Source organism: Streptomyces kunmingensis (assembly GCF_039533535.1).
Classification (GTDB): domain Bacteria; phylum Actinomycetota; class Actinomycetes; order Streptomycetales; family Streptomycetaceae; genus Streptomyces; species Streptomyces kunmingensis.
This window is the reverse complement of sequence record NZ_BAAATS010000017.1, coordinates 112,021-126,578: the sequence shown is the minus strand read 5'-3', so window position 1 is coordinate 126,578 and position 14,558 is coordinate 112,021. Positions and strand designations below refer to the sequence as shown.

14 protein-coding genes are annotated in these 14,558 nt (G+C 68.6%); 7 read left to right on the top strand and 7 right to left on the bottom strand.

Annotation, left to right across the window (positions count from 1 at the left end; translation table 11 throughout):
• Positions 1-7: 7 nt before the first annotated feature.
• From ABD366_RS19995 to ABD366_RS19985, 3 genes are all read right to left on the bottom strand, one after another.
• Positions 8-913: a LysR family transcriptional regulator gene (locus ABD366_RS19995; RefSeq protein WP_324774731.1), complete on the bottom strand. Its 906-nt coding sequence runs from the start codon at positions 911-913 to the stop codon at positions 8-10.
• A gap of 247 nt (positions 914-1,160) precedes the next feature.
• On the bottom strand, positions 1,161-1,655 hold the full coding sequence (locus ABD366_RS19990) for a low molecular weight protein-tyrosine-phosphatase (RefSeq protein ID WP_324774733.1): 495 nt from the start codon (positions 1,653-1,655) through the stop codon (positions 1,161-1,163).
• Positions 1,656-1,664: 9 nt separating this feature from the next.
• Entirely contained in the window at positions 1,665-2,042 is a 378-nt protein-coding gene (locus tag ABD366_RS19985) for a phage holin family protein (protein ID WP_324774735.1), read from the bottom strand.
• 71 nt (positions 2,043-2,113) lie between these two features.
• On the opposite strand from ABD366_RS19985, the gene ABD366_RS19980 reads away from it, so the two are divergent.
• The 4 genes from ABD366_RS19980 to ABD366_RS19965 all read left to right on the top strand — a co-directional run bounded on the left by ABD366_RS19980 (position 2,114) and on the right by ABD366_RS19965 (position 4,319).
• The gene (locus tag ABD366_RS19980; protein WP_324774737.1) at positions 2,114-2,431 is read left to right on the top strand and encodes a cupin domain-containing protein; all 318 of its coding nucleotides are present in this window, start codon (positions 2,114-2,116) and stop codon (positions 2,429-2,431) included.
• 146 nt (positions 2,432-2,577) lie between these two features.
• Positions 2,578-2,790, top strand: a complete 213-nt coding sequence (locus tag ABD366_RS19975) for a DUF5326 family protein (RefSeq protein WP_324774739.1) — start codon at positions 2,578-2,580, stop codon at positions 2,788-2,790.
• Positions 2,791-2,974: 184 nt separating this feature from the next.
• A complete protein-coding gene (locus ABD366_RS19970) occupies positions 2,975-3,751 on the top strand; it encodes an IclR family transcriptional regulator (RefSeq protein WP_324774741.1) in 777 nt (258 codons plus the stop codon).
• A gap of 100 nt (positions 3,752-3,851) precedes the next feature.
• Positions 3,852-4,319, top strand: coding sequence for an SsgA family sporulation/cell division regulator (locus tag ABD366_RS19965; RefSeq protein ID WP_324774743.1), 468 nt, complete (start codon positions 3,852-3,854; stop codon positions 4,317-4,319).
• 73 nt (positions 4,320-4,392) lie between these two features.
• Here ABD366_RS19965 and ABD366_RS19960 read toward each other — a convergent pair whose 3' ends face one another.
• A complete protein-coding gene (locus ABD366_RS19960; protein WP_324774745.1) occupies positions 4,393-5,772 on the bottom strand; it encodes a YibE/F family protein in 1,380 nt (459 codons plus the stop codon).
• Between the two features lie 227 nt (positions 5,773-5,999).
• Between ABD366_RS19960 and thiC the strand changes: the two genes are divergently transcribed.
• Positions 6,000-7,778, top strand: coding sequence for a phosphomethylpyrimidine synthase ThiC (thiC, locus tag ABD366_RS19955; RefSeq protein ID WP_324774747.1), 1,779 nt, complete (start codon positions 6,000-6,002; stop codon positions 7,776-7,778).
• A gap of 77 nt (positions 7,779-7,855) precedes the next feature.
• On the opposite strand, the gene ABD366_RS19950 is transcribed toward thiC, so the two are convergent.
• The 3 genes from ABD366_RS19950 to ABD366_RS19940 form a co-directional block, all read right to left on the bottom strand.
• On the bottom strand, positions 7,856-8,740 hold the full coding sequence (locus ABD366_RS19950) for a hypothetical protein (protein WP_324774749.1): 885 nt from the start codon (positions 8,738-8,740) through the stop codon (positions 7,856-7,858).
• Between the two features lie 182 nt (positions 8,741-8,922).
• Entirely contained in the window at positions 8,923-9,990 is a 1,068-nt protein-coding gene (locus tag ABD366_RS19945; protein ID WP_324774751.1) for a metallophosphoesterase, read from the bottom strand.
• Between the two features lie 227 nt (positions 9,991-10,217).
• The gene (locus tag ABD366_RS19940) at positions 10,218-11,330 is read right to left on the bottom strand and encodes a LacI family DNA-binding transcriptional regulator (RefSeq protein ID WP_324774753.1); all 1,113 of its coding nucleotides are present in this window, start codon (positions 11,328-11,330) and stop codon (positions 10,218-10,220) included.
• 377 nt (positions 11,331-11,707) lie between these two features.
• On the opposite strand from ABD366_RS19940, the gene hisC reads away from it, so the two are divergent.
• Together hisC and ABD366_RS19930 are read left to right on the top strand one after the other, a co-directional pair.
• Positions 11,708-12,787, top strand: coding sequence for a histidinol-phosphate transaminase (gene hisC, locus ABD366_RS19935; RefSeq protein ID WP_324774755.1), 1,080 nt, complete (start codon positions 11,708-11,710; stop codon positions 12,785-12,787).
• A gap of 252 nt (positions 12,788-13,039) precedes the next feature.
• Entirely contained in the window at positions 13,040-14,551 is a 1,512-nt protein-coding gene (locus ABD366_RS19930) for a cytochrome ubiquinol oxidase subunit I (protein WP_324774757.1), read from the top strand.
• Positions 14,552-14,558 lie beyond the last annotated feature (7 nt).

Genomic DNA, 14,558 nt, shown 5'->3' with positions numbered 1-14,558 from the left:
GCCCCGCTCACGACCAGTCGACAGCAGCGCGCAGCAGCCACTCGTGCGCCCGCGCGATATGCGGCAGAGCGAGTGTGCCGGTGCGTACGACGAGGAAGTACGTGCGCAGGGGAGGCACCGGCGGATCGAGCAGGGTGACGACCTCGCCGCGCTCCAGGGCGGGTGCGCAGAGATATCGGGGCAGGACGGCGAGGCCCGCCCCTGTGATCACACACGCCAGTACCGCTCGCAGATCCGGCACGACGACCGTGCCGGAGACGACGGGGCGGGAGTCGAAGACGGAGGCCCAGTAGCGCGAGACCAGCGGCAGCGATTCGTGGACCTCGACCATCGGGAACTTCTCGAGGGAGGGCGCAGCGTCGCGGTGCAGCGTGCCGGAGCCGATCCGGGCGGCCCAGCGAGGGCCGGCGACCAGTACATGCTCCTCGTCGCAGAGCGGAGTCGCCGTGAGCAGGGGGCCGCGCGGGCGGGCTGTCGTGATGGCCAGATCATGATGCCCGGCGGCGAGCCCTTCGACGGATTCCTCGGCGGTGCCGAAGGAGGCGCGTAACGCGATGCTCTGGCCGTTGTCCCTGGTCAGCGCCGTGAGCGCGGGCAGGGCTCGTTCCGCTGTGAACTCCGGGGGCCCCGCGAGGTGCAGCGTGCGGACGGCGGACTCCTCGTCGAGTCCGATCTCGGTGATCTCCACAAGGGCGTCGAGATGCGGGGCGGCCTTGTGCGCCAGCTCGTCGCCGATGGTCGTGGGGGTCACGCCACGCGCCTGACGCAGGAACAGCGGGCGGCCCAACTGCCGCTCCAGCGTCCGTATCTGAGAGGTCACCGCGGGCTGTGAGAGCCCGAGCAGCGCGGCGGCGCGGGTGAACGACCCGGCCCGGTGGACCGTCACAAAGGTGCGCAGCAGGGCGAGGTCCATGACGACGCGTCTCCCCTCCGGCCTTGGGTCGCGCTCAACTATAAATAAGTCGATAGGTCTCTGTCGCTACTGTGATTGGACACTGACACAGAGTCAACTAGCCTTGTTCGCGCGGTTCTTCGCGCGCAGAACCGGGGCGGTCCGAGCCACGAGGGGGGAGGCTCGGGCCGTCCGTTGTACGTAGCGCAGTACTAGTTGGCCGGTGAAGTACCGTCCGTGCCGACGGCTCGGCCGGCGGCCCCGGGGATCATGCCGCCCGGCCCTCCACCGTGTCGCGCACGGCGTCGAGCAGTCCGTCGCTCGCCGCCTCGACCATCCTCAGACACTCCTTGAAGCCGTCCAGATCGCCGTAGTACGGGTCCGGGACGTTCTGGTCGTCGCCGGCGGCCGCGGGATCGTAGGAGCGCAGCAGGCGCACCTTCTCCGCGTTTTGCGGAGTCGATGCCATCCGGCGCAGGGTGCGCAGGTGACCCGCGTCGAGGGCGAGGACCAGATCGTGGCGGTCGAACCAGTCCTGGTGGAACTGGCGGGCGGTGTGCTCGGCCGAGTAGCCGCCCTCCCGGAGGACCTGGACGGTGCGCGGGTCGGCGCCTTCGCCCACGTGCCAGCCGTCGGTGCCCGCGCTGTCGATCTCGACGGCGCCGGACAGACCGGCCTCCTCGACGCGGGCGCGGAAGACGTGCTCGGCCATGGGTGAGCGGCAGATGTTGCCGGTGCAGACGAAGCAGACGCGGAAGGTCATGGCAGGCGCTCAGTCCTTCTCGGGCAGGACGACGTTCAGTGCCCAGGAGACGATCGAGATGATGAGACCGCCGAGGACGGCCGTCCAGAATCCCTCGACGTGGAAGCTCAGGTCCAGCTTGTCGGCCAGCCACGAGGTCAGCAGCAGCATCAGGGCGTTCACGATCAGCGTGATCAGGCCCAGGGTGAGGATGAAGAGCGGGAAGGTGAGGACCTTCACGACCGGCTTCACAAGGAAGTTGACCAGGCCGAAGATCAGCGCCACCAGCATCAGCGTGCCGACCTTTTTGCCGGTGCTGTCCCCGGTCAGTGTGATCTTGTCGAGCACCCAGACCGCGACGGCCAGGGCCCCCGCGTTGGCGATCGTCTTGACTACGAAATTCATCATGTGTCTGATCGTGGCAGACGAGACCGGCGCGAGGCCGGTGACGAGCGTGGACAGCGAGGGCGACGAGGTCGATGAAGGCTTTCCGGCTGGACGAACTGGAGGCGGAACGCGTCGCCAACGACGGTGCGTATCTGCAGTTCCTGCGCGAGCGGAACATGTCGGTCGGGCTGTACGCGCTGAACGCGGGGGAGCACGACCCCCAGCAGCCGCACCAGCAGGACGAGGTCTATCTCGTCGTCAGCGGGCGCGCCTCGATCACCGTCGGCATGGAGACCACACAGGTCGGCCGCGGCAGCGTCGTGTACGTACCGGCGGGCGTCGCGCACAAGTTCCACCACATCAGCGAGGACCTGCGGGTTCTGGTCGTCTTCTCTCCCCCGGAGAGCTGACCCCGGACCCTGGGATTCCCTAAGGGTCGGGTCAGGGGAGGACAAGGGATCGCGAAGCCCCACGCGGGGCCCCGGCGTGTCAGCATCGGGTGCAGGAAGTCAGAAGAGTCCCGACAAAGGGCCTCGAAAGCGAAGGAGCGATGGCTGTGCGAGAGATATTCGCGGGCATGCCGTGGTGGGTGAAGTGGGTCGCGGTGCCGGTCATCGCCCTGGTCGTGTTCGGCGGGCTGATCGCCAGCGTCGTCGGATTCGTGATCGGCCTGCTCTTCAAGGTGCTGGTGTTCGCCGCGCTGGTCGGTGGACTCATCTACGTCGTACGGAAGTTCATGGCGGGGTCGTCCTCGCGCGGCGACTGGTGAGGTGCGGCGTGGACGCGGGTGAGGGCCCCGGTGGTTGCGCGGTGCGACCGTTCGCACGACCGGGGGAAGTTTCCGTACAGGACCCGCACCAAGCGGTGGCCAAGGGTTAAAGTCCGGAATCCGACGGCTCCACCCCCGTGAGCCCGGGGGTACGCGGGGGACTCACGCGTATCGGGAGTGAACCTTGGCCACGGCTGATCCCCCACCCGCAGCCCCGCAGACGCTCATCGGCTCCGTCCAGCGAGCGTTGCGGCTGCTCGAGGCGGTCGCCTCGCACAGCGAAGGTGCTCCCGCCAAGCAGCTCGCCCGGGAGGCCGGGGTCGCCCTTCCCACGGCCTACCACCTGCTGCGCACGCTCGCCCACGAGGGCTACCTCCGCAAGGAGAGGGGCGTCTTCGTGTTCGGGGACGCGGCCGAGCGGCTGAGCAGCAGCGGAGCGCGGCAGAATCGTCGCGGCATGATCACCGAGGCGCTGCGGCACTGGGGGGACGCCCTCGGCGTTCCCGTCTACTTCGCGATCTACCGCGACGGCGAGATCGAGATCGTCGCCGTCGCCGACACCCCGGCCAGTCCGGCCGTCGAGGAATGGGCCGACTTCCGCGAGACCGGCCACGCCCACGCGATCGGCCAGTGTCTGCTCTCCCAGCTCGACGAGGACGCACGCCGGGACCATCTCGACCGCTATCCGGCCCGGTCCCTCACCCCGTACACGGTGCGTGACGGCCGGGCGTTGCTGCGCAAGCTGAGGACCGTGGGGCGGATGGAACCGTTTATCGAGCGTCAGGAGTACGCGCTCGGCACGGCCTGTGCCGCGTTCCCGGTCACCATCGGCTCGACCGCGGCGGCGCTGGCCATTTCTCTCCCCACCCATCAGGCCGGGAGACTGCTGCCCGCCGCCCGTCAGTTGCAGGACGAGATCGGCAGCCTCGTAGGGACACTCGCCTTCTCTATCAGCATCTGAAAACTCACTCCTTGTAATCCCCCGTGTACGTTGAGCAAGATGCCAGCAGTGTCAGGAAGGTCATTCCTGGCCAATCGACGGCAAGTTGACGGGGTAGGCGATGCGCGAGTCGGTACAAGCAGTTCAGGCAGAGGTCATGATGAGCTTCCTCGTCTCCGAGGAGCTCTCCTTCCGCATCCCGGTGGAGCTCCGGTACGAGTCCGGGGACCCGTATGCGGTACGGCTCACCTTCCATCTTCCCGGGGACGCGCCTGTGACCTGGGCGTTCGGCCGGGAACTCCTCGTCGACGGGGTCAACGGGGCGACCGGTGACGGCGATGTCCGGATTTCCCCCGTGGAGCTCGCCGAGGGCGGCGGCACCGACCAGATGCCGGGCGAGGTGCACATCCGGCTCCAAGTGGGCAGCGATCAGGCGCTGTTCCGGGCCGGCGTCGCCCCCCTCATCGCGTTCCTCGACCGCACCGACAAGCTCGTCCCGCTCGGCCAGGAGCAGGCCCTGGTCGACTACGAGGCCGAACTCGACGAGGCGCTCGACCGGATTCTCGGCGAGGAGCAGAACGCGGGCTGACCCCCCGGCCGGCCGTCAGGGCAGTTGACGTAACGCTTCAGCAGCGCGGTGCACCCGAGCCGTTCCGCGCCGCTCAGCGCTTGCGTCGCCGCCCCCTGCCGCCGCCACGCGCCGGAGGAGCGGCCTGCGCGGGCTCCTGAGACCCCGGCCGGTCGGCGGAGACGACCAGTGCGGCCAGCGCGGTCGTCACCGGTACCGCGGCCACCAGGCCGATCGAGCCGACCAGCGTGCGCACGATCTCCTCGGCCACCAGCTCACTGTTGGCCACGTCCACCACGCTGCTCTGCGCGATCGAGAAGAGCAGCAGCAGGGGCAGCGCCGCGCCCGCGTACGCGAGGACCAGGGTGTTGACGACGGACGCGATGTGGTCGCGGCCGATGCGGATGCCCGCCCGGTACAGGCCGCGCCAGCCCATCGTCGGGTTGGCCTCGTGCAGCTCCCACACCGCGGATGTCTGCGTCACGGTCACGTCGTCCAGGACACCGAGCGAGCCGATGATGACGCCGGCGAGCAGCAGACCGCTCATGTCGATGCCCGGGTACAGCCCGTGGATCAGGCCGGTGTTGTCGTCCGTGTTGCCGGTCAGCGCCGCCCAGCCGATGAACAGTGAGCCGAGCAGCCCGATCAGCAGCAGCGACACCAGGGTGCCTAGGACGGCGACCGAGGTTCTGGCCGTCAGCCCGTGACACATGTAGAGCGCGATCAGCATGATCGCGCTCGCCCCGACGATCGCTACCACCAGGGGATTTGATCCCTGAAGGATCGCCGGGAGGATGAACAGCGTCAGCACCAGGAAGCTGACCGCGAGCGCCACCAGCGCCATGACGCCACGCAGGCGGCCCACCACGACCACGACCACGGCGAAGATCCCGGCCAGCAGCGCCATGGGGACCTTGCGGTTCACGTCGGTGACCGAGTACTGCAGGTTGTCCGGGGCGTCGGGCGCGTAGGCGACGATCACCTTCTGGCCCTCGTGCAGCCGCCGGGGTGAGTCCGGCTGCACGATCTCCGTGAACGTACGGCCCTTGTCCTTGCCGGTGTCGACTCGGATGGTGGCCTTCCCGCAGGTGCCGGTGGCCTGTTGCAGCGCGGACGAGCCCTCGGCCGTGGAGGTGTCACCGGTCGGGGTCTCACCCGAGGCGTTCACGGACTTGCAGTCGACTTTCTCGACCACGGTGACCGTGGCCTGCTGCGTCTGCCGGTCGAAGCCGACACCGGTGCGCTCATGGCCCGGGGCGCCCCCGGGCCACAGGACCGCCAGTCCGACGACGACCGCGACGGAGAACGGCACCAGGATGGCTGCGATGACCTTGCGCAAGTGCTTGGAGACGGGTGCGGCGGGGCCGTGGCTGTGGGAATGGCCGTGTCCATGGCCGCCGTCCCCTATGCCCGACGGGCCTGACCCGTGCGGCGGTTGAGGCGGCGGGGGCGGGGGCTGCTGGGTGGTGGTCACCGCCCGATCATCGCAAGAACGGCAGGGGCCCTCTATTCAACGCGTCCGAACTGACGCTAGCGTGGAGGCACCTTTGCACACGCGGGAGCTCGGAGCACCGGGCTGAGAGGGCGCTGACCTTCGTCCCAGTGCGTTTCACGTGAAACAGCGTGAAGCGCGACGACGAACAACGCTGCGTCGACCGCCGAACCTGTTACCGGGTAATGCCGGCGTAGGGAGTAGGTCTCATGACCACAACGGACGCACGCACGCCTGCCTCCAGCGGCTCGGAGCCGGAGGCCGGGAAGTCCATCGGCTGGCACAAGGGGTACATCCAGGGCTCGCGCCCGGACCTCAACGTGCCGGTACGCCAGGTGCATCTCACCAATGGCCAGGCCGTCACGCTGTACGACACCTCAGGCCCGTACACCGATCCGACCGTCGACACCGACGTCCGCCGGGGCCTCGCGCCCCTCCGAGAGAACTGGATCATCGCCCGCGGCGACACGGAGGAGTACGCGGGCCGGCCCGCCCGCCCGGAGGACGACGGCATCAAGCACACCTCGCCGCGCGGCGGACTACGCAACCTCGACGCGGTCTTCCCCGGTCGTCCGCGCCAGCCGCGGCGCGGCAGGAACGGCGAGCCCGTGACCCAGCTCGCGTACGCCAGGCGCGGCGAGATCACCCCGGAGATGGAGTACGTGGCCATCCGGGAGAACGTCACGCCCGAGGTCGTCCGTGAGGAGATCGCGGCAGGCCGAGCGGTCCTGCCCGCCAACGTGAACCACCCGGAGATCGAGCCGATGATCATCGGCAAGCGGTTCCTGGTGAAGGTCAACGCCAACATCGGCAATTCAGCGGTCACTTCGTCCATCGAGGAGGAGGTGGAGAAGATGACATGGGCGACCCGCTGGGGCGCCGACACCGTCATGGACCTCTCTACCGGCCGCAACATCCACACCACGCGTGAGTGGGTGCTGCGCAACTCCCCCGTCCCCATCGGCACCGTGCCGCTCTACCAGGCCCTCGAAAAGGTCGACGGCAAGGCCGAGGAACTGACCTGGGAGATCTACAAGGACACGGTCATCGAGCAGGCCGAGCAGGGCGTGGACTACATGACGGTCCACGCCGGCGTCCGTCTCCCGTACGTCCCGCTGACCGCCAACCGCAAGACCGGCATCGTCTCGCGCGGCGGCTCGATCATGGCCGCATGGTGCCTCGCGCACCACAAGGAGAGCTTCCTCTACGAGCACTTCGAGGAGCTGTGCGACATCCTCGCGGCGTACGACGTCACGTACTCGCTCGGTGACGGACTACGCCCCGGCTCCATCGCGGACGCCAACGACGAGGCGCAGTTCGCCGAGCTCAGGACGCTCGGGGAGCTCAACTCCATCGCGAAGCGCCATGGCGTCCAGACCATGATCGAGGGCCCGGGGCACGTCCCGATGCACAAGATCAAGGAGAACATCGACCTTCAGCAGGAGATCTGCGAGGAGGCGCCGTTCTACACGCTGGGCCCGCTGACCACGGATGTCGCTCCGGCGTACGACCACATCACCAGCGGGATCGGCGCCGCGATGATCGCCTGGTGGGGCACGGCGATGCTCTGCTATGTCACGCCCAAGGAGCACCTGGGCCTGCCCAACCGCGACGATGTGAAGACCGGCGTCATCACGTACAAGATCGCGGCCCATGCGGCGGACCTGGCCAAGGGGCATCCCGGCGCGCAGGACTGGGACGACGCGCTCTCCGACGCCCGCTTCGAGTTCCGCTGGGAGGACCAGTTCAACCTGGCTCTCGACCCGGACACGGCACGGGAGTTCCACGACGAGACGCTGCCCGCCGAACCGGCGAAGACCGCACACTTCTGTTCCATGTGCGGTCCGAAGTTCTGCTCCATGAAGATCTCGCAGGACATCCGCCGCGAGCACGGCTCCACGAAGGCCGAGGTCGAGGCGGGTATGGAGCAGAAGTCGAAGGAGTTCGCCCAGGCGGGCAACCGCGTCTATCTGCCGCTCGCCGACTAGAGCGCGCCCGCACAAGGTGAGGGGCTCGGGGCGTACAGCCCCGAGCCCGGTTCATGGCTCCGTGCTCAGCCCGGCCGTCAGTCGGGCTGGTGCTCGGGGCCGCCGTAGTCCGGGCTCGTGAAGTCCGGGCTGGAGAAGCCGGCGCGCTGTCCCGTGGCGGTGCCGCCGCCGTCGGGACTGCTGAACCCCGGCCGGTTGTAGCCGAGCTGGGGCATGCGGCTGTTGGAGCCGCCGCCCCGGCCGCCACCGAGCGGCGTGCCACCCGTCTGCGGGCCCGCCTGGGCGTTGCGCAGGAACGGCAGGATGCCGCGCTCGAGCAGTGCCTTGCCCCAGACTTCCCTGGCGCGCGTCACCTCCTCGCTGGCCTCGCCCGGGGCGTTGGCCTGGAGCGAGGTCGACCCGTTGCGCAGGGCCGTCAGGAGCAGGCAGACCGCGGCGACGAGGATGCCCGCCGCGGTGACCGCGCCGAAGACCCAGCCGACCGACAGCAGGGTGTCGGCGAAGTCCGGCGGCGGGTTGAGCATCTTCAGGATGTAGCCGACCAGCAGGAAGATCGCGGCCGCGGTCCCGGCGAGGACGGGGGCCAGCACGACGGCGACCGCGGCGATGCCGGGTCCCGTGGTCTCCGCGACCTCGCCCACGGTGGCGGCGATCCCCAGTGAGCTGCCACCACCGGATTCGGACGTGCTGGAGGTGCCTCCTTCACGTAGCGGACGGACGGGCTGTGGCGCGGTGCGCAGCTCGTCGCGGACCTTGGTGTAGTGCTCGTACTCGGTGGCGGCCGCCGTGCTGATGATCGCGGCCGCGTTGAGCGCCATGGTGCGCAGTTGTTCGGGGTTGAGCCGCTGGCCCACTGCGGCGAGATCAGGCCGGTTGGGTGCGGTACGCAGCGCCTCATCGAGGATCCGCTCGAACTCGGGGCGGTCCTCGTTCAGCAAATGCGGAGCGCTGTTCATGTGCATCCCCCGATGCTCCGTAGGGCTTGGTGGCCCGCATGGTTACGAGCCGTCGGGCAGAAACGGAGGGGAGCCTGCTACGGATAAGCCGATGGTAGAGCGGTCCCGGCACGCGGTGACAGGGGGTTTCCGAAAATTGCCCCCTGGCCTGCCGGTCCCCGCGTGCACCGCGCCTGCCCGGTGAACTGTCAGATATCCATGGGGAGTTGCTGGACCAGTAGCTTTCCGGCCATGGTCACGCCGCCGTCCATGGCGATGGCGAGGCCGCCCGCGTACACGTGAGGACCCTCGACCACCGGCCCGTTGTCCTCGCCGTCGGCGTCCTCGGTGCCGACTTCGCCCAGCAGGTACGGAATCGGGCTGTGGCCGTGCACGACGCGTGAGCCGCCGTAGGCGCCGAGCAGTTCCCGTACGGCGCCGGGGCCCGACTCGCCGTCCCGGAACGCGAAGCGCTTGGTGAACTTGCGGAACAGGTCCCAGCACTCGTCCGCGTCGTTGCGCGTGAGCGTCTCGCGGACCGTGTCGTTGACCGCCTCGATGGAGTCGCCGTAGTCGAGGTAGGCCGTGGTGTCCGAGTGCATGAGCAGGTGGTCGTCCTCGATCTCGATCGCGTCGAGCCGGGACATCCACTGCAGATGTACGTCCTGAAGGCGGTCCATGTCGGACTTCTGGCCGCCGTTCAACAACCAGGCCGCCTGAAAGGTGGCGGTGCCCGCGCCGGAGTTGACGGGCGTGTCGCCGAAGCGCTTCGCGCCGAGCAGCAGCAGCTCGTGGTTGCCCATGAGCGCCTTGCAGTAGCCGCCCGCGGCGGCCGCCTCGGCGCTCAGACGCATCACGAGGTCGATGACGCCGATCCCGTCGGGCCCGCGGTCGGTGAAGTCGCCGAGGAACCACAGGCGTGCGTTGTCCGCGGCCCAGGTGCCCTCGGCGTCGACCAGGCCCTTCTCGCGGAGCGCGGCGAGCAGCTCGTCGAGGTAGCCGTGCACGTCCCCGACGACGAACAGCGGCCCCATCTCGTCGCTCGGCCGGGACACCGGCTGAACGACCTCGACCTGCACCGTGTCCCCCCGGTTGATGACCGGCAGATCACGCTCGGTCGGGGTGTAGCCGTCGGGAAACTGCGCCGGCTCGGGGGAGTCGGGAACAGGATCGGTCGGCATCACGTTTGCCGGTACGTCATGGACGTACGCGGGAACGCGGAAGTCACGCAGCGTCTCCGTGCGCGCTGCGGGTCCCTGACCGGCCCCCTGAGTCATCGACCCCTCCACCATTGCGCCGCCTGTGCACCGGATCGGACTGCCTGGTCGCAGCGGCCCGCGGTGTCGTCCGCCCATCATAGGAATGCGGCTCGCGCTGTGTGATGCACCAGGGGTGGTGAATCGGTGACGGGCGGCTGTTCACCACACTTTTCTCCCGAATTGGTGTGGACTTTTCCTCTCGTCCGCGGGGGCGGCGGTGGGCGTCGGCGGCCGGCCGGGGCCGGTCAGCCCGGTCCCGGGGAGCGGGGCGGGCTGACCGTGGTGCGCTGTGGGCGGCGCTGTGAAGACGTCCGGACGATGAGTTCGGTCGGTATCACCTGCTCGACCGGTTGGTTGGAATCGACCCCCTCGATGGCGTCGATGAGCAGTTGGACGACGGCCGTGCCGATCCGTCGCGGTTTGAGCGAAAGGGTCGTGATGGGTGGTTCCGTGGTGGCGTACACCGTCGACTCGCTGCAGCACACGAGCAGCAGGTCGTCCGGGACGCGCAGACCGTAGCGGCGGGCCGCGGCGAGCAGATCGGTGCCGTTGGGGTCGAAGAGGCCGTAGACCGCGTCGGGGCGGTCGGGCCGGGCGAGCAGCCGGTCGGCGGCGACGGCCCCCGCGCACGGGTCGTGCGCGGGATAGGACTCGTAGACCGGCTCCTGCCCGATCCGCTCGCACCAGCGCAGATAGGCGGAGGTGGAGAGGTGCGTGTAGGTGTCCGTGGTGGTGCCGGTGAGCAGGCCGATGCGGCGCGCGCCGGCCTCGGCGAGGTGGTCGAGGATGCCGAGGACGGCGGCCTCGTGATCGTTGTCGACCCAGGCGGTCACGGGCAGGGTGCCCGCGGGACGTCCGTCCGAGACGACGGGCAGGCCCTGGCGGACCAGCTCGCTGACGACCGGGTCGTGGTCGGAGGGGTCGATGACGACGGTGCCGTCGAGGGCGACGTTCGACCACACGTCGTGGCGTGAGGTGGCGGGCAGGATGACGAGGGCGTAGCCGCGGGCCAGGGCTGCGGAGGTCGCGGCTCTCGCCATCTCCGCGAAGTACGCGAATTCGGTGAAGGTGAAAGGTTCATCCCCGTAGGTCGTCACTGTCAGGCCGATCAGGCCCGACTTGCCGGTACGGAGCGTGCGGGCGGCCGCGGAGGGGCGATAGCCCAACCGGTCGGCGACCTCGCGGACATGGCGTCGGGTGGCGTCCGGGAGCCTGCCCTTGCCGTTGAGCGCATCGGAGACAGTCGTGATCGAGACCCCGGCGGCGGCGGCAACGTCTCTGATGCCTGCCCGGCCCGGCCGGGTGCCCCTGCGGGTCGTCTCAGCCCGGCTCACCTGGTGCTTCCCTGCTGCTGTCATGGCAGGCCGATAGTAGGGCTCATGTGGCTGCATGGCGGGGGCGCATATGCACGCGTTGACAGGCACGTTTCTGCAAGGTGATATGCCGTCAGTTGCCTTTCATTGTAAGGCAGTTGGCGGTCCCGACAAGGGTGCGTCACGTGTCGGCACGCACCCGCCTGCCAAGTCGGCGATGTTGCGAGTAGGTCTCAACTCACCTTCACGGGTGATGCGCGCCACGGCGCGAGCCACCGGCGTGCGCCATGGGACGGAGCGCTCCCCCTCCCCGTACGCCTTCACGCACCTTCTGGCGGACGGCAAGGACCGGCCCATTGGGGCGGGCGGCCAATCCTCTTAAGGTGTGCAGTATTGGAACGGTGGCCACAAGGAGGACTGCGGTGAGCGAGACGAACCCCAAGCTGCGTGCGGAGCTGGCGGGGATCCCCACCTACAAGCCGGGCAGACCGGCGGCTGCCGGGGGCCCGGCGGCGTACAAGCTGTCCTCCAATGAGAACCCCTATCCCCCGCTGCCCGGTGTCATGGAGCGGGCGATCGCCGCGGCCGGCACCTTCAACCGCTACCCGGACATGGCCTGCACGGGGCTGATGGACGAGCTGGCTGACCGCTTCGGCGTCCCGGTCACGCACCTGGCCACCGGCACGGGCTCGGTCGGCGTCGCCCAGCAGCTGCTCCAGGCGACCAGCGGTCCGGGCGACGAGGTGATCTACGCCTGGCGGTCCTTCGAGGCGTACCCGATCATCACGCAGATCAGCGGCGCCACGTCGGTGAAGGTGCCGCTCACGCCGAGCGAGGACCATGATCTCGACGCCATGGCCGACGCGATCACCGACCGCACGCGTCTCATCTTCGTGTGCAACCCCAACAACCCCACGGGCAACGCCATCCGCCGGCCCGAGCTGGAACGTTTCCTCGACCGGGTGCCCTCCGACGTACTGGTCGTGCTCGACGAGGCGTACCGGGAGTTCATCCGGGACGCCGAGGTGCCGGACGGCGTGGAGATCTACCGGGACCGGCCGAACGTGGCGGTGCTGCGGACCTTCTCGAAGGCGTACGGGCTCGCCGGGCTGCGGATCGGGTTCGCCATCGCGCACGAGCCGGTGGCGGCGGCGCTGCGCAAGACGGCGGTCCCCTTCGGGGTCAGCCAGCTCGCCCAGGACGCGGCGGTGGCCTCGCTGCGCGCGGAGGACGAGCTGCTGGGCCGCGTCGGTTCGCTGGTGAACGAGCGCACCCGGGTCGTCGAGGCGCTGCGCGCGCAGGGCTGGAGCGTGCCCGAGACGCAGGCCAACTTCGTGTGGCTGCGGCTGGGTGAGCGGACCATGGACTTCGCGGCCGCGTGCGAGCAGGCCGGGGTCGTCGTGCGGCCGTTCGCCGGAGAGGGGATGCGGGCCACGATCGGGGAGACCGAGGCCAACGACGTCTTCCTGCACGCGGCGGAGGCGTTCCGCAAGGAGCTCTGAGCCGGGCCGGTCCGGGCGAGCAAAGACGCGGGGTGGCGTGGGCCGCCTCGCGTTTTCGTTGGCCCGCTTTGCCGGCCCACTGTGGCGTTGCTCGCAGTAGGGGGACCCCGCTTCGGATTCCGACAACCAGTACGACATAATGCTTGTGAATGTGAACGCGTTCACAAGCGTGTCCCGGTTCCTCCGGAGAAGTGCGGGATCTAAGGGGCAAATCGCTGCCGTGTGGCCGCGGTGATGTAAGGAGATGACGCAGTGGACCTGGCTCTGGCGCCGGAGACCCTGGCGCGATGGCAGTTCGGCATCACCACCGTCTACCACTTTCTCTTCGTCCCACTGACGATCTCGCTCGCGGCGCTGACCGCCGGGCTGCAGACCGCCTGGGTGCGCACGGAGAAGGAGAAGTACCTCAGGGCCACCAAGTTCTGGGGGAAGCTCTTCCTGATCAACATCGCGATGGGCGTCGTCACCGGCATCGTGCAGGAGTTCCAGTTCGGTATGAACTGGTCCGACTACTCGCGTTTCGTCGGTGACATCTTCGGAGCGCCGCTGGCCTTCGAGGCGCTGATCGCGTTCTTCTTCGAGTCGACCTTCATCGGTCTGTGGATCTTCGGCTGGGACAAGCTGCCGAAGAAGATCCATCTGGCCTGCATCTGGATGGTGTCCATCGGCACGATCCTGTCCGCGTACTTCATCCTCGCGGCCAACTCCTGGATGCAGCACCCGGTCGGCTACAAGTACAACAAGGCCACAGGCCGCGCCGAACTCACCGACTTCTGGCAGGTGCTGACGCAGAACACCGCGCTCACCCAGGCCTTCCACACGCTGTCCGCCTCGTTCCTGACCGGCGGCGCATTCATGGTCGGTATCGCGGCCTTCCACTTGGCGCGCAAGAAGCCGAAGAACATCGCGACGATGAAGACCTCGCTGCGGCTGGGTCTGATCACCCTCGTCATCGGCGGCATGCTCACCGCGATCAGCGGCGACCAGCTCGGCAAGGTCATGTTCAAGCAGCAGCCGATGAAGATGGCCGCGGCCGAGGCGCTGTGGGACGGGCAGGACGCCGCCCCGTTCTCGATCTTCGCCTACGGAGACGTGAGCAAGGGCCACAACAGCGTCGAGTTCTCCATCCCCGGAGTGCTGTCCTTCCTCGCCGACGACAACTTCACCTCGCACATCCCCGGCATCAACGACACCAACAAGGCCGAGCAGGAGAAGCACGGGCCCGGCGACTACCGGCCGATCATTCCCGTCACCTTCTGGGCCTTCCGCTGGATGATCGGTTTCGGCATGGCGTCCTTCGCCATCGGCCTGGCCGGACTCTGGCTCACCCGCAAGAAGTTCATGCTGCCGCAGCATCTGCGGACGGGTGAGGACGAAGCGCCGAACCTCGTGCTCTTCAAGAACAAGGCCCTCAGCCCGAAGTTCACCAAGCTCTACTGGCTCGTCGCCCTGTGGACCATCGGCTTCCCGCTGATCGCCAACTCCTGGGGCTGGATCTTCACCGAGATGGGCCGCCAGCCGTGGGTCGTCTACGGCGTCCTGCAAACCCGCGACGCCGTCTCCCCCAGCGTCTCGCAGGGCGAGGTCATCGCCTCGATGACCGTCTTCACCCTGCTCTACGCGGTGCTCGCCGTCATCGAGGTCAAGCTCCTGGTCAAGTACATCAAGGCCGGGCCGCCCGAGCTCACCGACGACGACCTCAACCCGCCCACCAAGATCGGCGGCGACCGTGACGCCGACAAGCCGATGGCCTTCTCCTACTAGGGCCAAG

Bases quoted from the DNA above. Each gene is read 5' to 3' on its own strand.
- ABD366_RS19995 (WP_324774731.1), bottom strand. From the start codon at position 913: ATGGACCTCGCCCTGCTGCGCACCTTTGTGACGGTCCACCGGGCCGGG.
- ABD366_RS19990 (WP_324774733.1), bottom strand. From the start codon at position 1,655: ATGACCTTCCGCGTCTGCTTCGTCTGCACCGGCAACATCTGCCGCTCA.
- ABD366_RS19985 (WP_324774735.1), bottom strand. From the start codon at position 2,042: ATGATGAATTTCGTAGTCAAGACGATCGCCAACGCGGGGGCCCTGGCC.
- ABD366_RS19980 (WP_324774737.1), top strand. From the start codon at position 2,114: ATGAAGGCTTTCCGGCTGGACGAACTGGAGGCGGAACGCGTCGCCAAC.
- ABD366_RS19965 (WP_324774743.1), top strand. From the start codon at position 3,852: ATGCGCGAGTCGGTACAAGCAGTTCAGGCAGAGGTCATGATGAGCTTC.
- thiC (WP_324774747.1), top strand. From the start codon at position 6,000: ATGACCACAACGGACGCACGCACGCCTGCCTCCAGCGGCTCGGAGCCG.
- ABD366_RS19950 (WP_324774749.1), bottom strand. From the start codon at position 8,740: ATGCACATGAACAGCGCTCCGCATTTGCTGAACGAGGACCGCCCCGAG.
- ABD366_RS19945 (WP_324774751.1), bottom strand. From the start codon at position 9,990: ATGACTCAGGGGGCCGGTCAGGGACCCGCAGCGCGCACGGAGACGCTG.
- ABD366_RS19940 (WP_324774753.1), bottom strand. From the start codon at position 11,330: ATGACAGCAGCAGGGAAGCACCAGGTGAGCCGGGCTGAGACGACCCGC.